17 protein-coding genes are annotated in these 17,996 nt (G+C 66.3%); 6 read left to right on the top strand and 11 right to left on the bottom strand.

What is annotated here, in order from left to right:
• Positions 1 to 43: 43 nt before the first annotated feature.
• From OXR00_RS06335 to OXR00_RS06345, 3 genes are read right to left on the bottom strand one after another with little or no spacing between them, the layout of a single operon-like run.
• A complete protein-coding gene (locus tag OXR00_RS06335) occupies positions 44 to 1,048 on the bottom strand; it encodes a ferritin-like domain-containing protein (protein ID WP_242151575.1) in 1,005 nt (334 codons plus the stop codon).
• Positions 1,049 to 1,077: 29 nt separating this feature from the next.
• Entirely contained in the window at positions 1,078 to 2,043 is a 966-nt protein-coding gene (locus OXR00_RS06340) for a ferritin-like domain-containing protein (protein ID WP_267387269.1), read from the bottom strand.
• Between the two features lie 45 nt (positions 2,044 to 2,088).
• Positions 2,089 to 3,462 carry an Nramp family divalent metal transporter gene (locus OXR00_RS06345; RefSeq protein ID WP_267387270.1) on the bottom strand — a complete coding sequence of 458 codons (1,374 nt, stop codon included), beginning with the start codon at positions 3,460 to 3,462 and terminating at the stop codon, positions 2,089 to 2,091.
• A 345-nt stretch (positions 3,463 to 3,807) separates the two neighbouring features.
• Between OXR00_RS06345 and OXR00_RS19760 the strand changes: the two genes are divergently transcribed.
• Positions 3,808 to 4,566 carry a helix-turn-helix domain-containing protein gene (locus OXR00_RS19760; protein ID WP_267387271.1) on the top strand — a complete coding sequence of 253 codons (759 nt, stop codon included), beginning with the start codon at positions 3,808 to 3,810 and terminating at the stop codon, positions 4,564 to 4,566.
• A gap of 35 nt (positions 4,567 to 4,601) precedes the next feature.
• Here the strand turns inward: OXR00_RS19760 and OXR00_RS06355 are convergent, their stop codons facing one another.
• Positions 4,602 to 7,106, bottom strand: a complete 2,505-nt coding sequence (locus OXR00_RS06355) for a TonB-dependent receptor (RefSeq protein ID WP_267387272.1) — start codon at positions 7,104 to 7,106, stop codon at positions 4,602 to 4,604.
• A gap of 203 nt (positions 7,107 to 7,309) precedes the next feature.
• Between OXR00_RS06355 and OXR00_RS06360 the strand changes: the two genes are divergently transcribed.
• Positions 7,310 to 8,203: an SDR family oxidoreductase gene (locus OXR00_RS06360; RefSeq protein WP_267387273.1), complete on the top strand. Its 894-nt coding sequence runs from the start codon at positions 7,310 to 7,312 to the stop codon at positions 8,201 to 8,203.
• Positions 8,204 to 8,251: 48 nt separating this feature from the next.
• Here OXR00_RS06360 and yghU read toward each other — a convergent pair whose 3' ends face one another.
• The gene (yghU, locus tag OXR00_RS06365) at positions 8,252 to 9,133 is read right to left on the bottom strand and encodes a glutathione-dependent disulfide-bond oxidoreductase (RefSeq protein WP_267387274.1); all 882 of its coding nucleotides are present in this window, start codon (positions 9,131 to 9,133) and stop codon (positions 8,252 to 8,254) included.
• 39 nt (positions 9,134 to 9,172) lie between these two features.
• Complete coding sequence (locus tag OXR00_RS06370) at positions 9,173 to 9,517, bottom strand: hypothetical protein (protein WP_267387275.1); 345 nt, start codon at positions 9,515 to 9,517, stop codon at positions 9,173 to 9,175.
• Between the two features lie 103 nt (positions 9,518 to 9,620).
• On the opposite strand from OXR00_RS06370, the gene OXR00_RS06375 reads away from it, so the two are divergent.
• Positions 9,621 to 11,069, top strand: a complete 1,449-nt coding sequence (locus tag OXR00_RS06375; protein WP_267387276.1) for a dihydrolipoyl dehydrogenase — start codon at positions 9,621 to 9,623, stop codon at positions 11,067 to 11,069.
• Positions 11,070 to 11,163: 94 nt separating this feature from the next.
• Positions 11,164 to 11,490 carry a hypothetical protein gene (locus OXR00_RS06380; RefSeq protein WP_267387278.1) on the top strand — a complete coding sequence of 109 codons (327 nt, stop codon included), beginning with the start codon at positions 11,164 to 11,166 and terminating at the stop codon, positions 11,488 to 11,490.
• On the opposite strand, the gene OXR00_RS06385 is transcribed toward OXR00_RS06380, so the two are convergent.
• Complete coding sequence (locus tag OXR00_RS06385) at positions 11,487 to 13,037, bottom strand: cryptochrome/photolyase family protein (RefSeq protein ID WP_267387280.1); 1,551 nt, start codon at positions 13,035 to 13,037, stop codon at positions 11,487 to 11,489. The two genes, OXR00_RS06380 and OXR00_RS06385, sit on opposite strands and share 4 nt — an antisense overlap.
• Positions 13,038 to 13,105: 68 nt before the next feature.
• Here OXR00_RS06385 and OXR00_RS06390 point away from each other — a divergent pair, with 68 nt between their 5' ends.
• Together OXR00_RS06390 and OXR00_RS06395 are read left to right on the top strand one after the other, a co-directional pair.
• Positions 13,106 to 13,969 (top strand): toxic anion resistance protein, encoded by an 864-nt coding sequence (locus OXR00_RS06390; RefSeq protein ID WP_267387281.1) that lies wholly within the window; start codon positions 13,106 to 13,108, stop codon positions 13,967 to 13,969.
• A 74-nt stretch (positions 13,970 to 14,043) separates the two neighbouring features.
• Positions 14,044 to 14,514, top strand: a complete 471-nt coding sequence (locus tag OXR00_RS06395; RefSeq protein WP_267387283.1) for a hypothetical protein — start codon at positions 14,044 to 14,046, stop codon at positions 14,512 to 14,514.
• On the opposite strand, the gene OXR00_RS06400 is transcribed toward OXR00_RS06395, so the two are convergent.
• Genes OXR00_RS06400 through OXR00_RS06415 form a run of 4 tightly spaced genes read right to left on the bottom strand, consistent with a single transcriptional unit; the run spans position 14,511 to position 17,992 of the window.
• Complete coding sequence (locus OXR00_RS06400; protein WP_267387284.1) at positions 14,511 to 15,086, bottom strand: TerD family protein; 576 nt, start codon at positions 15,084 to 15,086, stop codon at positions 14,511 to 14,513. The genes OXR00_RS06395 and OXR00_RS06400 overlap by 4 nt on opposite strands.
• A gap of 28 nt (positions 15,087 to 15,114) precedes the next feature.
• Positions 15,115 to 15,693, bottom strand: a complete 579-nt coding sequence (locus OXR00_RS06405) for a TerD family protein (RefSeq protein ID WP_267387285.1) — start codon at positions 15,691 to 15,693, stop codon at positions 15,115 to 15,117.
• A gap of 9 nt (positions 15,694 to 15,702) precedes the next feature.
• Positions 15,703 to 16,848, bottom strand: coding sequence for a DUF475 domain-containing protein (locus OXR00_RS06410; protein WP_267387286.1), 1,146 nt, complete (start codon positions 16,846 to 16,848; stop codon positions 15,703 to 15,705).
• A complete protein-coding gene (locus tag OXR00_RS06415; RefSeq protein WP_267387287.1) occupies positions 16,832 to 17,992 on the bottom strand; it encodes a TerD family protein in 1,161 nt (386 codons plus the stop codon). Before OXR00_RS06415 ends, OXR00_RS06410 begins: the two co-directional genes overlap by 17 nt.
• Between the last annotated feature and the right edge of the window lie 4 nt (positions 17,993 to 17,996).

The following is a 17,996-nucleotide window of genomic DNA, read 5'->3' on the forward strand; positions in this document are numbered from 1 at the left end:
ACGTGGGCGCCGTCACCCACCGGGTGACGGCGCCCCGCCTGCATCAGCCGCTGGCGGCGCTGGTGCGGATGTTGCCGTTGACGCCGTTCGGGAAGAACCCGCCCGCTGCCAGCGACGATTTCGACAGATATACGATGTTCAGCACTTGGCCGGTCGTGCGGCTGTAGGCGATGCCGTTCGCATCCGTCGGCACGATGTTCGACACGCTGGCGTCCGCGCCCGAGATGCCCTGATCGTCGTCGCTCGACCCGTCGAGGCTGTCGCGCGCGTCAGAGATCTTGTCGGCAGATGTGCGAAGCGAAGGCGTCTGCAAGCCCTTGCTGTAGAGCACCGTCCGGATCAGACCGGCATGATAGGCTTCTGCGGCGAGGATACCGGCGGCAGCCTCAAGGTAGGTCTTGTTGGTGATGAGCGTCGAAGCACCCTTGTACGCGGTCACGCCGACATCCTCGAAGATGAACGCGCCGAGCAGGAAGTTCTCGTCGCTCGCATACGGATCGAACGTGTCATTCGCACCGATCAGACCGGCCGCACGTGCCGCCGCCGTGAACGCGCCCGTTGCGCCGCCGTCGATGTTGAGCGCCGGCTGCGCAACCGCAGCCGTGCCGAGCTGCGCGCGCAGGAAGTTGACGTGTGCAGCCTCGTCGGCCGCGATTTCACGCGCATATTGTGCGACGACCGGATCGGTGAAGGTAACCTTGCGTCCACCCGTTACCGTCCCCTGGGTCCCGGTGCCGCCGAGGTTCGCCGCCGAAAGGCCGGTACCGTAAACCGCCGTGACGTAAAACTGCGCCTCGAGATATTCGAGATTCAGCGCGAAGTTGAGCACGTCCGCGTCGGACACCGTGCCGGTTGAACCGGTCGGCGTGGGTGTGGGCGTCGGGGTAGGCGTGACAACGTTGGCGCCGTCACCGCTACATGCGGCAAGTAGCGACAGACCACCGGCCGCAACCGTTGCGGAAGCGGCTGTGCGCATGAAGCGGCGGCGTTCCTCGCGGCGTTTGTCGCCGGCGCGGAGAAGTTCGATCAATTGTTCTTGGTCGTTCATGGAATCTGCTCCTGAAGGCGTGGATCGGGTCAGTTCGCGGCGCTCGTGTTGAGCGTTCCGTTGACACCGGCGGGGAAGAAGCCGCCCATCGAAACTGCCTTGTTGTTGAGATAGACGATGTTGAGCACCTGTCCGGTCGACCGGCTGAACGCGATGCCGTTGCTGTCGAGCGGCACAATATTCGATGCTGGCGTATCGTTGATCATCGTCGACGAGATGCCCTGATCAAGGTCGCTCGACCCGTCCAGGCTGTCGCGCGCGTTCGAGATCGCGTCGGCGGAGGTGCGCAGCGACGGCGTCTGCACGCCCTTCGCGTACAACACCGTACGGACCAGCGAGGCGTGATACGCCTCGACCGCGAGAATGCCCGCCGCCGCTTCAAGGTAGGTCTTGTTGGTGATGAGCGGCGCCGCGCCCTTGTATGCGGTGACGCCAACATCCTCGAAGATGAAGGCACCGAGCAGGAAATTCTCGTCATTCGCATAGGGGTCGAACGACGCGCCCGCGCCGATCAGTCCGGCCGCGCGTGCCGCGCTGCTGAAGGCGCCGTTCGGATCGGTGCCGATGTCGATCGCCGGCATCGCCACGGCCGATGCGCCGAGTTGCGTGCGCAGGAATGCGACGTGCTGCGTCTCGTCCTGGGCGATTTCCTTGGCATAGGCGGCAACGATCGGGTCGGTGAACGTCACCTTGCGGCCGCCGGTGACGGTGCCCTGCTTGCCGGTGCCGGTCTGCTGGCTGGCTGGCAGGCCGGTGCCGAATACCGCGTAGCTGTAGAACTGCGCTTCAAGATATTCGAGGTTCAGCGCGAAGTTCAGAACGTCAGCGTCGGTCACATCGGCGGCCTGCGCGCGGCCCGGCAACGTCATTGCGGCAGCGCCCGCGCCTGCTACGGCAAGCGTACCCAGCGCCGACTTAAAGAAATCGCGGCGTTCGTTGCGGCGTTCGACCCGTCGGTCGAGAACCTCGATAGCATGTTTGGTGTCGTCGGTCATAATCTCGCGCTCCTGAAATTGTTGTTCGATCAGATACTTAAAGGTTCAAACCAGACTCCATAGCAGTACTCCGTTGAGGGTAATGAGGATCGCCGCGACTGCCCATGCGATCAGGCCGACACAGCGGGAATTGACGAGCGCGCCCATCATCCGGCGGTCGTTCGTCATGCGGACGAGCGGCACCACCGCGAACGGCAGTTGCAGGCTGAGCACGACCTGGCTGGCGATCAGCAACTTGGTCGCGCCAGCATCGCCAACCATGATGATGACCACTGCGGCCGGCACGATCGCGAGCATCCGCGTCGCCGATCTGCGCAGCCACGGCGGCAGCGTGAGACCGCCGAACCCTTCCGCGACGATCTGCCCGGCGAGCGTGCCCGTCACGGTCGAATTCTGTCCGGCGGCAAGCAGCGCCACCGCGAACAACACGCTGGCAGCGCCAGCGCCCAGCATTGGCGACAGGAGGTGGAACGCATCGCCTAGATCGGCGATGTCGTAGCGACCGGCCACATGAAAGGTCGATGCAGCGAGAATCAGAATCGCCGCGTTGATAAACAACGCGAGCGTCAGCGCGGTGGTGCTGTCGATCGTCGCCAGCTTGAACGCTTCACGCTTGCCGGCGTCGGTGCGTTCGAACCGGCGTGTCTGCACGAGTGAGGAGTGAAGATACAGATTGTGCGGCATCACGGTCGCGCCGAGGATGCCGATCGCCACGTACAGCATCGCCGGATCGCTGACGATGTGTGTCGACGGAACGAAGCCGTGCAGCACCGCCGCCATGTCGGGCCTGGACAGCGCCAGTTCAAAAGCAAAGCAGCCGCCAATCACCACCAGCAAGGCGATGATGATCGCTTCCAGCTTGCGGAAACCGCGCTGCTGAAGGCCAAGGATCAGCAACACATCGAAGCCGGTCAGCAACACGCCCGCGACCAGCGGCAAATTGAACAGCAGCTTCAGCGCGATTGCGGTGCCGAGCACTTCGGCAAGATCGCAGGCGATGATCGCCAGTTCGCACAAAACCCACAGGCCCATGTTGACGCCCGGCGAATAGGTGTCACGGCACGCCTGCGCGAGGTCGCGGCCGCTGGCGATGCCGAGCTTCGCCGACAGCGCCTGCAGGAACATCGCGAGGATGCTTGCGAAGAGAATGACCGACAGCAATGCATAGCCGAACGCCGACCCCCCGGCGATATCGGTAGCCCAGTTGCCCGGGTCCATATACCCGACCGCCACCAGATATCCCGGCCCCGCGAACGCGAACAGCTTCTTCCAGAACTGACCGACACCAGCCGGCACAGCGATCGAGCGATGCGCCGCGCCCAGCGAATTCATGCGACCGTCGATCGCAGCAGCCGGACGAACGGACTGTAATCCATAGGCCGCACCGCCTGCCTGATCAATCATGTACGGCGGAGACATGGGCGGTTCCCTTTGGAAGCAGCACCGTGTTCAACCGTTCTGTCAGGTAAAGATACCGCTGACCCCGCCAATCGGGCAGATTAATCGACAAGCGTTAAAGGGCCTTAACGCCGGCGCAAAAAACTCACTTTCTGCGGATCTGCTAGGGAACCGAACGGTACTTCAGGATATCGCGTGAGCCTGCGCCCGCTATCAACGATGCGACGCTCGCACGGGCGACCGCCGCGCCAACCGTCGTGCCTTGATAATCAAGCAATCAGTAGTGCATCCGTAACCATGCCTGATCCGTTACTGCGGTATGCAACATGCCGCCGACAACGATCGGGCGGGGAGAGGGAGTAATCTGTGAATGTCCGCGAACAGCGTTTGGAACGGCCGAACCTCGATTGCATCCTTCACCGTCTGAAGCTCGATACGGCGCGCGACGCAGGCGAATCTACCACAATTCGCGGCCTGTGGCGTAGCGCGGAACATCATGTCTCGGGCTCGGTCGTGCGGCTGACCGCACCGCGCATCGTCACTTCTGGCTGGGCGGCGTGGTGCCGGACGACCAGCGACCAGCGGCGCGTGATCTTTATGTTCCTGTTGCCCGGCGATGTTCTGACCCCGGCGATCGGCGGCGGTGGCAACGATTGCGATCTGATCGCGATGACGCGATTGTGCAGCGTGGACGCGACGACGCTGACCGCCGATGCCGCACCGATCGCGCACGCCTGGATTAATGCGGCCGATCACGAGTATCGCGCACGACTGCTCGATCATCTCGCCTGGCTGAACGATGGCTCGGCTCTGCGCAACCTAGCGCGCCTGCTGCTTGAACTGCGCGACCGCGTTGATGCGACCGGGCGCTGCGTGGCTGGCCGCTTCGACATGCCGATCGGGCAGCGCGTGCTGGCGCAGGCGCTCGGACTGAGCGCCGTGCAGGTCAACAAGATGATGCAGCAGCTACGCGACGCCAGTCTGGTCAGTGCGGAGCGTGGCTGGCTCTGCATCGACGATGAACCGGCGCTGCGCGACCTCGCGCATGGCAGCGTGAAGTCGCACCAGCGGCCGCGAAGCGCCACACCGTCCGCGATGTGCGCCGCAACCGCAACCGCTGAGTAACCGGGACGAGCACCTGAGCGCCCGCCCCTCATCCGTTACCAGTTTACGCCGATCCGACCGTAAACGTAGCGGCCGTTGAAGCCAAACGGCGAATAATACGGGAAGCCGACAAGACCGGTGCTGTTCAGCACCGTACCGCGTGACGAGGCGAGCTTCACGTAATCGGGATATTCGTCGAGCAGGTTGTTCGCGCCGACCGCGAGGTTCACCCGGTCGAGCAGCTTGTAGCGCAGTTCCAGATCGAACAGCGCGTGCTTGCCGGTGTGGATATCATCCTCGGCGAAACCGGTGGTGCCCGGCTGCGTCACATCGCCATAGTAGGACACGCGCGCGGTCGCGCCCAGCTTGTCGAGCGACCAGTCGATCGTGCCGACCACCTTCTCGCGCGGCGTGCCTTCCTCGAACGAAACGATACGCTGGCGGCTGAACACCGCGAGCGTGGTGCTGCCGGTCGACGAGGTGATCGTCGCGGCAGGCGGCGCCTTGGTGACCTTCACGTCGTTGAAGTTCGCCGCCGCGGTCAGGTCGAACGTCCCGAGGCTGTCGGTCGGCGCACGGTAATGCGCGACCACGTCGATACCCTTCGCGCGCGAGCGGATACCGTTCAGGAAATAGCGTGCCGCGGTGACGGTGGTGATTCCCTCGTCGCGCAGCCGCTGGATGACGACCGGGCCGCTGAGGTTTTCCGAGAGCGCAATCTGGTCGCGGATCTTGATGTAATAGCCATCCACCGACAGGTCGAAGCCGCCCTTGCGGACGACGAAGCCTGCCGAATAGTTCACCGCCTTTTCCGGCTCCAGCGCCTTGCCGCCAAGCGCCCGGCCGACCGCGCTGGTCGAGGGGAACAACCCGGTTTCGACGATCGTACCAGTGGTCAGCACCGACGCGGTCGAGGTGTAATATTGCTGCTGGAGCGACGGCGCACGGAAGCCGGTCGAGACGGTGCCGCGCAGCGCCAGCCACGGCGTGAAGTCATAGCGCGCGGAGAGCTTGCCGTTCACGGTCGTGCCGAAATCCGAATAGCGCTCGAGCCGTCCCGCCGCGCCCAGCGTCAGGCCGGTGACCGGATGCGCCTCCAGATCGATATAGCCCGACACGTTGTCGCGGTGCTTGTTGACCTCGTTCGACGGCAGGAAACCCGGGAAGCCCTGCGCACCCGAACCCAGGTTGGAGGCGGCACCGGGCGCCCGATCGTAGGAGGCATGGTCGCCCGCGCCGATCTGAAAGCCCTCGCGGCGGTATTCGCCACCGAATGCCACGTTGAGCGTACCGTCGCCAAGCGGCAGTTCGCGCGACACGTCGAGACCGCTGACGAGTTGATCGTAGGTGATCTCGCCATCGAAGAAGCTGGTCGGCGATGCCGCGCCATAGGTTGCGTTGCCGGAGTTCAGCGTCAGGAAGTTGAGCTTGTTCTGGCCATAGGAGAGGCTGAGGTCGACCTTCCAGTCGGAGATGTCACCGCGCAGGCCGGCGGTGGCGGTCAGATCCTCCGACCCAACCAGAATGAGCGGCAGGAAGCCGTCCGGGTAGATCGCGGCGAGCGCATCGGCGCTGGCATTGGCGTTGGCGCCGATGCCCCCGGCGATGCGCGGCGTGGCGGCGCTGACGCTGTCGCGATGCTGGTAGCCGCCGAAGCCGTACAGCGTGAAGCCGCTGTCGCCGAGCGATTTGCCGGCGTTCGCATAAACGCTGTACTGCTTCACGTCCGGATCGCCGAAGCGCGAGCGCACGCGGAATGGACTTTTACGCGGATCGAAGTCACCACGGCTGGTCGGATTGCGATCGAGATATTCACCCGACAGCGTGAGGAACCCGTCCGAGCCGAGCGCAACCCCCTGCCAGGCGCTGACCGTGACGGTTTCGCCGTCATTCTCGTGCCGGTCGCCGCGCGCGGTCCTCACGTCGGTGATCGACTGGCCATAGGTGACCGTCGCGCCGCCGCCGCTGCGCGCCTCGCGCAGGCGCAGGTTGACGACGCCTGCGATCGCGTCCGAACCGTATTGCGCGGCCGCGCCGTCGCGCAGCACCTCGACCCGGTCGAGCGCGACGCTCGGGATCGTGTTGAGATCGACCGCCGCCGAGCCACGCCCGACCGAGCCGTTGGTGTTGAGCAGCGCCGAGGTGTGCGCGCGCACGCCGTTGATGAGCACCAGCGTCTGGTCCGGCGACAGGCCGCGCAGCGTGGCGGGACGGATCGAGTCGGTGCCGTCCACCGCCGAGGAGCGTGGGAAATCGATCGACGGCACCACGGCGGAGAGCGATGCGCCGAGTTCGGTGGTACCCTGCCGCTGCAACGTCGCCGCGCTCAGCACGTCGACCGGCGACACGCTGTCGAGCCGCGAACGACCGGTGGTGCGCGTGCCGGTCACCACGATATCACTCTGCCCAGGCGGTGCCGCGTCGGGTGCTGCCGGCGCGTTGGTGCTTTCCGGAGCGGGAGTGCTTTCGGTGGCGGGCAAGGTCTGCGCGCCCGCGCTGGTCGCGATGGCGAGCGCGAGGCTCGAAGCGGCAACGGCGAACAGCGGCCGGAGAGTAGTCATGAATGGAGTCCCTGTTTGATCTTTTTCTGTCACGATCCTGTAATCAGCGTGGGGCGCGCCGCGTAGCAAGAAAAATTACCGGGCCGCAAAGCCAGCGGCACGTCGCCCCTGTTGCTCACCGCGGCACCGGAAAAACCCAAGCATCCGCCGGGAACCGCAGCCACGCTCAACCGCTGAAGCGGCTGACAATCAAGGAGTTACGCATGAGCGACCGCCTGACCATGCAGGATCCCCGCACGCAATATCCCGGCCCACCGTTCCCGCGTCAGCCGCAGCCCGTCCCCGGTCTCGCAAGCGAGATGGACCCCAAGCCCGACCACGGCGAAACCAGCTACGTCGGTGGCGGCCGGTTGAAAGGCCGCAAGGCCCTCATCACCGGCGGCGACAGCGGCATCGGCCGCGCGGTGGCGATCGCGTTCGCGCGCGAGGGCGCCGACGTCGCGATCTCGCACTTGTCCGCCGAGCAACCGGACGCCGCCGAGGTTATTCAGTTGATCGAGGCGGAGGGCCGCACCGCGGTCGACCTGCCCGGCGACATCACCGACGAGGCGTGGTGCCGCGAGCTCGTCGCGCAAGCGGTCGAGAAGCTCGGCGGGCTCGACATTCTCGTCATCAATGCCGGCCGCCAGCAGAACCGGGAAGACATCTCCAAGGTCACGTCGGACGACTTCGACAAGACCATGAAGACCAACCTCTATGCGATGCACTGGATCGCGCAGGCCGCTGTGCCGCACCTGCCGGCGGGCGCGTCGGTGGTGACCACCGCGTCGATCCAGGCGTACGAACCCTCGGCGATCCTGCTCGACTACGCCACCACCAAGGCCGGCATCGTTGCCTATACGAAGGCGCTCGCCAAGCAGTTGCTGGAGAAGGGCATTCGCGCCAACGTCGTCGCGCCGGGACCATTCTGGACCGCGTTGCAATCCTCGGGCGGCCAGCCTCCGGAGGCGGTGGAGAAATTCGGTTCGGAAAGCAGCTACGGCCGCCCGGGCCAGCCGGTTGAGTTGGCGCCGGTATACGTTCTGCTCGCCAGCCAGGAAGGCAGCTTCATTAACGGTGAGGTGTACGGTGTAACCGCCGGCGCCGGCATCGCCTGACGCGTTCGGTGGCACGGCGTAGTCCGTGCCACCGCGCCAATCACCGGATCAGGCGGAGAGCGTCTCCGCTGCGTCGAAGTCGGCGGCATCGTGACGCTCGCGCAGGAAAGCACCCGGTCCGGCAACGCGGTTGACCATGCGCCCACGCCGCACCGCGTCCCGCCCGCCGACCAGGTCGGACCAGCGCGCGAGGTTGCTGTATTCCGTGACGTTCAGGAACGTCTTGGCGTTGTATGCGCCGTTCAGCACCCCGCCATACCAGGGCCAAACCGCCATGTCGGCGATCGTATAGTCGTCCCCGGCAAGATACCGGTGCCCGGCGAGGTGGGTGTCCAGCACGTGAAGCTGGCGCTTCGTCTCCATCGCATAGCGGTCGATCGCATACTGGATCTTGAAGGGCGCATAGGCATAGAAATGCCCGAAGCCACCGCCGACGAACGGCGCGGAGCCCATCTGCCACATCAGCCAGTTGAGCGTCTCGGTACGGGCGAGTCCGGCCGTCGGCAGGAACGCGCCGAACTTCTCGGCGAGGTAGATCAGGATCGATCCACTTTCGAACACGCGGGTTACGGGATCGGTGGAGTGGTCGGCGAGCGCGGGGATCTTCGAGTTGGGGTTGATCTCGACAAAGCCGCTGCCGAACTGATCGCCCTTGCCGATCTCGATCAGCCAGGCGTCGTACTCGGCACCGGTGTGGCCGGCGGCGAGCAGTTCCTCAAGCAGGATCGTCACCTTCTGCCCGTTGGGCGTGCCCATAGAATAGAGTTGCAGCGGATGTTTGCCGACCGGCAGCACCTTGTCGTGCGTCGCGCCCGATACCGGGCGGTTGATGCTGGCGAACTGCCCGCCGTTCGATATGTCCCACGTCCAGACTTCCGGCGGGACATAGCCTTCGGGCTGGTTGCGGTTGTCGGTGTTATCGTCAGCCATGATCGTCTCGCTTGATGGAAAGGGGAGGTAGACGCGCGATCAGGTCTCGGCGAGACCCGGCGCGGCGGGATCGGGCAGATCGGCATCTTCGTGCGGCACGTACCGGATCGTCCATTTGGGGTAACCGCCGGCGGTCATCTCGATATCGGGCAAGCCGATCGGATCATCGCCGGTTTCGATCCAGCCTTCGCCATAGCAACGGCCGCACGATGCCCGCTTGCAGCGGAAGCTGACCAGATCGATCTCGGTATTCCACTGGCCATGGCCCTTGCAAATCGGGCACAGCGCATCGAGGGTACCGGTACGCGGCTGGAGCGGCACGATGTCGAATGCGTGCGGGCTATCCGGGCCGTCGCAGAGGACGATATTGCTGGCGTGGGGCATGCGATCCTAACTCGTTGCGACGCGTGTTCAACGTGCCCGACCCTGTCGGTATCCGCCAGCCCGGAACAGGCTACCGCAGGAACTTTGCCGGCTATCGTCGCTTTTGGCTTGGCAACGGCGTCCTGCCGATGAGGAGCACACCATCACCGATCTTTCCTGCGACGTCGCCGTCATCGGCGCGGGCACCGCCGGCCTCGCTGCGGAGCGGAGCGCGCGTAAGGCCGGCGCGACGACGCTGCTGATCGACGAGTCCTTTGGCGGCACGACCTGCGCCTCGGTCGGGTGCATGCCCTCCAAACTGCTGATCACCGCCGCCGCTGCCGCACATAGTGTCGCCAAGGCCGACGTGTTCGGCATCGTCGTGGGAGAGAGCCGGGTCGATGGTGCTGCGGTGATGGCGCGGGTGCGGTCGATGCGAGACGCGTTCGTCGCTGCGACCTGCGAAACCATCGACGCGTTGCCGGACGGCGTGCAGGTGCGGGCACGTGCAGCGTTCGAAGGCGCCACCACGCTGCGGCTCAGCGACGGTCGCCGCGTCACGGCCAAGACGGTGGTGATCGCGACCGGCTCGCGGCCGAAGGTGCCCGAGATGTTCGCGAGCCTTGGCGATCTCGTCCTCACCAACGAAACCGTGTTCGAGCTTGAAGAACTGCCGACGTCGCTCGCAGTGGTCGGCGCGGGCGCCCTCGGGCTGGAATTGGCGCAGGCGTTCGCGCGGCTGGGTGTCGCGGTGACGTTGCTCGACAAGGGCGAGACGCTGGCGGGGCTGAAGGATGAAAAGGTCGAGGCGGCGCTGCGCGACATCATCCAGCGCGACATGGCGGTGCATCTCGGCGTGGAGATCAGCGTCGCGCGCGAGGGCGATGCCGCATTGCTGCGCTGGGACGGACCCGCCGCAGGCGAGGGACGGTTCGAGCGCGTGCTGGTTGCGACCGGGCGCCCGCCGAACGTGGCGGACCTCGGGCTCGACACCAGCGGCCTCGATCTTGACGATCATGGCGTGCCGACGTTCGATCCCGAAACGCTGCAATGCGGAACGTCGAGCGTGTTCATCGCCGGCGATGCCGATGCCATGGTGCCGGTGCTGCACGAAGCGTCCGACGAAGGCGCGATCGCCGGCGCCAATGCCGCGACCTGGCCGAAGGTAACGCGAGAGGAACGCTGCGCGCCGTTCGCGATCACCTTCACCGACCCGCCGATAGCGGTGATCGGCGCGTCCGCCGAGGATGACAGCGTGATCGGCTGCGCATCCTTCGCGGATCAGGGCCGCGCCAAGATCGAGGCGCGGGCGGAGGGTCTGGTACGGCTGTATGCCGCGCGCCCGGACGGGCGGTTGACCGGCGCGGAGATGGTGGGGCCGGGCATGGACCACCTCGGCCACCTGATCGCCTGGGCGGTGCAGCGCGGCGAGACGGCGACCGGCGTGCTGGAACTGCCGTTTTATCATCCCACGCTGGAGGAAGGCCTCAAGACCGCGCTGCGTGAGATCTGCGCCACGATCCACGCGCCGCTGCCCAGCAACCGCGACCAGGGCAATCCACCCGGCGCCTGATGGCATATAAACGATACGCTCCGTTTCCGACTTATCACTGTTTTTGCAGCGCAGCATGCGCTACCGGCTTCACAGTTAGTTTCGGATCCACAACATGTATCACTTCCGCGATATGGCCGCACCCGCAGCAGGCGAACGCTCCGTCGATCCGCAGACGCCCGTGTTCAACGCGGAGGAGGCGCTCGTCCTGCAACTCGCCGCGCATGAGACGGTCAGCAGCGTGCGCGCGACGGGCCGCTTCGCGCGGCTGGTCGCGTGGGCGTTCGCGGTGCGACCGGTCGCGCCGCTCGCCAATGCCCGACTAGAGGCGTTGCGGCGGGCGGCGATCCTCGCCCGCGTCGAAGGCATGATCCCGGCGCCGGAGCGTGAGACGCTGATCGGTCATGGTTTCTCGCCCGCGCAGGTCGCGCTGATCGGCTAACGCGCCCAGCCCTGCGCGGCCGGTTCCAGCGCGTCGAGGAACGCCGCCGCACTGTCGCGGTACGCCGCGCGCGCTTCCGGCTGCATCTTGTCCCAGGTGCCGTACATGTTGCTCATCCGTCGGTTGCCACGGAAGCGGCGTTCGTGGCGCGCAAGGAAATCCCAGTACAGCGCGTTGAACGGACAGGCGTCCGGCCCTGTCTTCTGCTTCACGTCGTAGCGGCATCGGCCGCAATGATCTGACATGCGGTTGATGTATGCGCCGCCGCCGGCATAGGGCTTGGTCGCCATCCGACCGCCGTCGGCGTGCTGGCTCATGCCGATCACATTGGGCAGTTCGACCCATTCATAGGCGTCGGCATAGACGACGAGGAACCAGTCGGCGACCTCCTGCGGGCGCACCCCGGCCAGCATCGCGAAGTTGCCGAGCACCATCAGCCGTTGGATATGGTGCGCGTAACCGTGGTCGCGGGTGTTGCGCACCGCCTCGGCCATGCACAGCATGTCGGTCTCGCCGGTCCAGTAGAATTCAGGCAGCGGGCGGGTCGCCTCCAGCGCGTTGGCGGTGGCGACGTCGGGCATCTCCAGCCAGTAATAGCCGCGCACATATTCCCGCCAGCCGATAATCTGGCGAACGAACCCCTCGACCGCGTTGAGCGGCGCTTCGCCGGCGGCATAAGCGTCGACGGCGGCCTGCGCGACCTCGAGCGGGGTGAGCAGCCCAAGGTTAAGCGCGGGGCTGAGCCATGAGTGGTACAGCCAGTCCTGCCCGGTCACCATCGCGTCCTGATAGGTGCCGAAATCGGGCAGCGCGGTGCGGATGAAGTGGGTCAGCGCCTGCCGCGCCTCGTGCGCGGTCACGGGGAGCGCGAACTTCTCCAACCGCCCGAAATGGCCGGCGAACCGGCGCGCCACCAGCGCGAGCACCTCGTCGGTGATCGCGTCGGGGGTGAAGTACATCGGCTCGGGATAGTTGAGCCCGCGCTTGGGCGGCGCGCGATTTTCCTTGTCGAGGTTCCATTGGCCGCCCTCGGGCTTGCCGTCCGGCTGCATGAGCAGCCCGGTCTTGCGGCGCATCTCCCGGTAGAAGAACTCCATCACCAGATCGCCCCGCGACTGTGCCCAGGTCTGGAATTCGAGGATGCCGCAGATGAAGCGGTCGTCGTTCAGGTCCTCGACCGGGATGCCGAAGCGTTTCGACCAGCCGTCGATCATCGTCTTCACCCGCCATTCGCCTGATTCGACGATGCGGATCGCGGTGGGCCGGTGCCGAGCGACCGCGCGGGCGACCTCGCCGGTGAAGCTGCCGGTGTTGTCGGGATCGTCGAGCCGGACGTAATCGACCTGCCAGCCGGCCGCGCGCAGTTCCTCGGCGAAATGCCGCATGGCGGAGAAGATCAGCGCGATCTTGCGTTTGTGATGGCGGACGTAGGTCGTTTCCTCCACCACCTCCATCATCAGCACCACCGCTTCGCCGCGCGGGATGTCGCGGAGCGATGCGAGATCATGCGACACTTGGTCGCCGAGGACGGGAATGAGGATCGTCATGCGCGGCCATCAACGCGTAAGGGTGCGCGGCGGGTGCAAGCGCCGGCACGAGCGGCTAAGACAATAGGATGACCGACCTTCCCGCTTCTCAAAGCGACGCGCGTGCCGAGGCGCGTCTTGCCCTGCGCCAGTGGCTGGCGGCCGACGACGCCACGGTGCTGGCGCGGGTCGACGCGCTGGGGCGGCAGGCGATCGCAGCGGCGGCGGACGCGAGCGCGCGGCTGGATCGGGGCGTGACCGCAAGCCACTCCGCGCAGGCGAGTCTGTCCGCGTTGCAGGCGCTGATCGTGCGCGTCGATGCGCCGCCGCCGCAACCGTCGTTCTTCCGTCGCCGAGTCCAGGCCGAGCCGCCGATCGAAATCGCCACGCTGGTGGAGACGCTCGACCGGGAGCGGGACGCGGTGGCGCTGTCGCTGATCGCTCTCGACACCGATCACATGCGGCTGAGTGCGGCGGCGGCGGCGCTGGACACTGCGCTCGCGCTGGTGCGCGCGTGTGGCGGCGCGGTGGAAGCCGCCGCGCGCGAGCTCGCGATCGACAGCCCGGAGCGCGCGCGGTTTCTGCGCGAGGCGGTGGCCGAGCGGTTGCTGGCGCGCGAACAGGATTTGCTTACGCAGGCCGCCGTCACCCAGCAGGGCGTGTTGACGCTCGGGCTGATCGGGGAGAGCCAGCGGACGCTCGCCGACACGCTGGCGCGGGCGCGCGACACCAGCGTCGCCGCGTTGCGCACCGCCATCGCCGCGCGGCAGGCGATCGCGGGCAGCCAGCGCCTTGCCGAGCAGACCGCCGCGCTCGACCAAACGGTCGCGGCGGCGCGCGCGGCGGGCGGTGATGCCCGCGACGTGCGCCGCATCCTCGATGATGCGCTGACGCAGGCGCAGGCGGCGATCGCGGCGGCGAATACGGCGGGGCGCTCGCCGGGTTCGCGCTGACCCACGAAAACGGCTCTAGCGCGGCTCCGCCCCGATGCTCTACGACAGCCCGAGCGGGTTGACGTGAGTGTGCGGTGACAGGGTTTCTGGATAAACTGGCGGTGTGGCTGAACGGGCCGGCAAGTCCCGCGCCGGCGCCGCCGCGCGCGGAGCCGCCGGCGCCGGCCGTGTCCGCCGACGATCCGCGCCTTCCCGACACCTCGCGTCCGCTGGTGGCGCGGCTGCTCGGGCTGATCGCGGATGTCGAGGCGCGATCGCAGGGCGATGCGCTGATGGTGTCGGCACTGACCGAGGTGCGGCAGATGCGTGACAGCCACCTGCCCCGCCTGATCGAAAGCTATGCCGAGATCCCGCCCGCGCACCGTGCCGAGATCTTCCGCCAGACCGGCCGATCCGCCAGCTACAACCTCAATCAGGGGTTCGAGCGGATGATCGAGCGGGTCGAGACTCTGTCCCGCACGCTCGCGCAGGGCGATCTCGACAGTTTCGCCGACAACCTGAAGTTCATCGAGACGCGCTACGGCAAGGACGATCCGCTGCGCTAGACGTTGACGCCGAACGACCGCGCGAGTGGGCCGAGGCCACCGGCAAAGCCCTGACCGATCGCCTTGAACTTCCATTCGCCACCGCTGCGGTACACCTCGCCGAAGATCATCGCCGTCTCGGTCGAGGCATCTTCCGACAGGTCGTAGCGGGCGATCTCGGCACCGCCCTCGGCATTCACCACGCGAATGAACGCGTTGGAGACCATGCCGAAGTTCTGCCGCCGCGCGTCCGCCTCGTGGATCGTCACCGCGAAGCTCAGCCGCTGGACCTGCGCGGGGATCTTGTCGAGCGACACCATCACCACCTCGTCGTCGCCATCGCCCGCGCCAGTGCGGTTATCACCCTGGTGGACGACCGCGCCACCGCCGCCGCGCGCGTTGTTGTAGAACACGAAGTCTTCGTCCGAGCCGACCTTGCCGCTGCCCCCCAGCAGGAACACGCTGGCGTCGAGATCGAAGTCGCTGCCGTCCGTCATGCGGGTATCCCAGCCGAGCCCGACGCTGACCGCCGTCAGCCCGGGGACTTCCTTGCTGAGGCTGACGTTGCCGCCCTTGGTGAGTGAAACTGCCATGTCGTGTCTCCCGTATCAGCCTCAGAATTCAACCGACGTGTACGCCGTAATTGCGCGCGAGCGGGCCGAGGCCGCCCTTATACCCCTGTCCGACCGCGCGGAACTTCCACTCGCCGTTATGGCGGTACACCTCGCCGAAGATCATCGCCGTCTCGGTCGAGGCATCCTCGACGAGATCGTAGCGCGAAATTTCGCGCCCCGTCGCGTCGTTGACGATGCGGATGAACGCGTTCGAGACCATGCCGAAGCTCTGCCGCCGCGCCTCGCCTTCGTGGATCGTCACGGTGACCGCGATCTTCTGCACGCTGGCCGGCACACGGGTGAGATCGACCTTGATCGCCTCATCATCGCCCTCGCCCGCGCCGGTGCGGTTATCGCCGGTATGCTCGACCGCGCCGTCGCTGGAGCGCAGGTTGTTGTAGAAGATGAAATCCTCGTCGCCGCGCACCCGGTCGCCGGGGCCGAGCAGGAAGGCGCTGGCGTCGAGATCGAAGTCGGCGCCGTCGCTCATCCGCGTGTCCCAGCCGAGGCCGATCAGGATGCTGGTAAGTCCCGGCTCTTCCTTCGACAGGCTGATATTGCCGCCCTTGCTGAGACTGACCGACATAGTGGCTCCTTAGCGATGGATATGGTCGCCGGTGGCGGTGACGACGTCGCGCGCCTCCGCCCGATTGCTCCGCACCGAGGCGAGGAAGGCGAGACCGATGAACGCCGCGCCGATCAGCCCGGTAACGGTTTCGGGAATTTCGAAGCGAACCGACAGCAGCATGATCGCCGCCAACGCGACGATCGCATAAAAGGCTCCGTGTTCGAGGAAGCGATATTCGGTGAGCGTGCCGCGATCGACGAGCATCACCGTCATCGACCGCACGAACATCGCACCGATGCCGAGGCCGAGCGCGATGATGAACAGGTTGTTCGACAGGGCGAACGCGCCGATCACCCCGTCGAACGAGAAGCTGGCGTCGAGCACTTCGAGGTACAGGAACGCCGCCAGACCCGCCTTGGCGACGGCAGCGGTCGCGGCGGTCGCCCCATCCGAACCCTCTGCGTCGTCGTCGTCGCTCTCCAGCACGGAGCCGATCGCCTGCACCGCAATGTACGCGACCAGCCCGAAGATGCCGGCGGCGATGAACGTCATCGCGTCCGCCGGCGCGATCAGCCGCGAGATGCCGTACAGCGCCAGCAGCACCAAGCCGATCGCCAGCCCCGAAATCTGCGACAATGCGCCGAGCGGCCGTTCGATCAGGCCGATCCAGTTCAGGTGCTTGTCCTCATCAAGGAAGAAGGTCAGCCCGACCATGCCGAGGAACGCGCCGCCGAACCCGGAAATGCCGACATGCGCGCCGGTGATGATGCGCTCGTAATTGACCGGGTCGGTCGCGGCGAGCTTGAGCGCGTCGATCGGCCCCAGGTGCGCGGCGATGCCGACGATCACCAGCGGGAACACGATCCGCATCCCGAACACGGCGATGATGATGCCCCAGGTAAGGAAACGTCGCCGCCACTTGGCATCCATGTCGCGCAGCACGGTCGCGTTGACGACGGCATTGTCGAACGACAGCGACGTCTCCAGCACGCCGAGCACGAGGATGATCCACAACACGCCGAGCGTACCGGCGATGTCATGCGTGATCTCCCAGCCGAGCCACGCGCCGATCGCGAGGCACAGCATTGTGAAGATCAGCGATCCCTTGAAATATTTGAACACGTCTACCCCCCGGTTTTGCCGCGTGGCGCGGCCTTCAATCCTTGCGGCCATGGACCCATTGCAGCCCCCAGCCCAGCGTTTCGTCGAGCATACGCTGGTCGCGCATATAGTCGACGATACGGGTCAGCCGCACGCGGCCGCCGTCATTCTCGATCAGCACGACGCCACACAGCCGGTGATCGTTCCGCCCCTCCGTCAAGCGCAGCTCGATTGGCGGCTGGTCCGGCATCGTCACCAGCACCACGCCATCGGTCTGCTGCCAGTTGGGCACACCCGCATAGATCGTCGCGAACACCGCGACGCGGCGGATGTCCGGCCAGTGCGCGCCGTTGATGCGCAGCGTCTCGCCTTGCGACACGTCGCCGGTGCGATCATCCCCCGACAGCGCGACGAAGGGCGCCTGTGCGAACGAGCCGAACGCGCGGCCGACCGCCTGCACCGCGCCCTTGCGCCCATCGGCAAGCTCGAACAGGCAGCCGAGATCGAGGTCGATCGCGCCGCCGCCGAACAGCCCGCGTCGCCCGCGCGACCAGTTGAGGTTGACGGTGATCTCGCCGAAACTTGTGCCGCGCTTTTCAAGGCTGACGGTCTGGCCGCGCTTCTCCAGCGTCACCTTCGCAAGGCTGACCGTGCGCGGCGGCGGCGGCGGAACTGGCGTCGGGGCAGCAACGTCCGCCACGTCGATCCCGAACGAGCGCGCGAGTGGGGCTAGGCCGCCATCGAAACCCTGGCCGACCGCGCGGAACTTCCACTGGCCGGCGCGGCGGTACAGTTCGCCGAACACCATCGCCGCTTCGCTCGCATCGGCCAATGCCGGGCGGAACCGTAACGCGGGTACGGTGCCGGCTGCGGCCACGATGATCTCCGCGCCATCGATCCGCGCCAGCGTCAACCCACGCCCGCCGGCGGTGTCGATCGTCACGCAGAACACGATCCGCTCGACCATATCGGGGAGCGTTGCGGGTTCGACCGTGAACCGCCCCTGCCCTGCCGACGCGGCGAAGCGCACCGCGCCACCTGCCGCTTCCGGCTGATTGTAGAACACCATGTCGGCGTCACCCCGCACCCGGCCAACGGCGTCGAGCAGAAACGCACAGACATCGACCGCCACGCCCGCAGACTGCGGCCACGCGAGCGTAACCGTCAGCGCCGACGCGGGCACGGGTGCGTTGCCGCCGCGTTGCAGATCGCTCATGCGG

Source organism: Sphingomonas sp. GC_Shp_3 (genome assembly GCF_026540945.1).
Taxonomy (GTDB): domain Bacteria; phylum Pseudomonadota; class Alphaproteobacteria; order Sphingomonadales; family Sphingomonadaceae; genus Sphingomonas.

Coding starts and splice junctions, on each gene's coding strand:
- OXR00_RS06335 (WP_242151575.1), bottom strand. CDS start 1,048: ATGAACGACCAAGAACAATTGATCGAACTTCTCCGCGCCGGCGACAAA.
- OXR00_RS06340 (WP_267387269.1), bottom strand. CDS start 2,043: ATGACCGACGACACCAAACATGCTATCGAGGTTCTCGACCGACGGGTC.
- OXR00_RS06345 (WP_267387270.1), bottom strand. CDS start 3,462: ATGTCTCCGCCGTACATGATTGATCAGGCAGGCGGTGCGGCCTATGGA.
- OXR00_RS06355 (WP_267387272.1), bottom strand. CDS start 7,106: ATGACTACTCTCCGGCCGCTGTTCGCCGTTGCCGCTTCGAGCCTCGCG.
- OXR00_RS06360 (WP_267387273.1), top strand. CDS start 7,310: ATGAGCGACCGCCTGACCATGCAGGATCCCCGCACGCAATATCCCGGC.
- yghU (WP_267387274.1), bottom strand. CDS start 9,133: ATGGCTGACGATAACACCGACAACCGCAACCAGCCCGAAGGCTATGTC.
- OXR00_RS06370 (WP_267387275.1), bottom strand. CDS start 9,517: ATGCCCCACGCCAGCAATATCGTCCTCTGCGACGGCCCGGATAGCCCG.
- OXR00_RS06380 (WP_267387278.1), top strand. CDS start 11,164: ATGTATCACTTCCGCGATATGGCCGCACCCGCAGCAGGCGAACGCTCC.
- OXR00_RS06385 (WP_267387280.1), bottom strand. CDS start 13,037: ATGACGATCCTCATTCCCGTCCTCGGCGACCAAGTGTCGCATGATCTC.
- OXR00_RS06390 (WP_267387281.1), top strand. CDS start 13,106: ATGACCGACCTTCCCGCTTCTCAAAGCGACGCGCGTGCCGAGGCGCGT.
- OXR00_RS06400 (WP_267387284.1), bottom strand. CDS start 15,086: ATGGCAGTTTCACTCACCAAGGGCGGCAACGTCAGCCTCAGCAAGGAA.
- OXR00_RS06405 (WP_267387285.1), bottom strand. CDS start 15,693: ATGTCGGTCAGTCTCAGCAAGGGCGGCAATATCAGCCTGTCGAAGGAA.
- OXR00_RS06410 (WP_267387286.1), bottom strand. CDS start 16,848: ATGGCCGCAAGGATTGAAGGCCGCGCCACGCGGCAAAACCGGGGGGTA.
- OXR00_RS06415 (WP_267387287.1), bottom strand. CDS start 17,992: ATGAGCGATCTGCAACGCGGCGGCAACGCACCCGTGCCCGCGTCGGCG.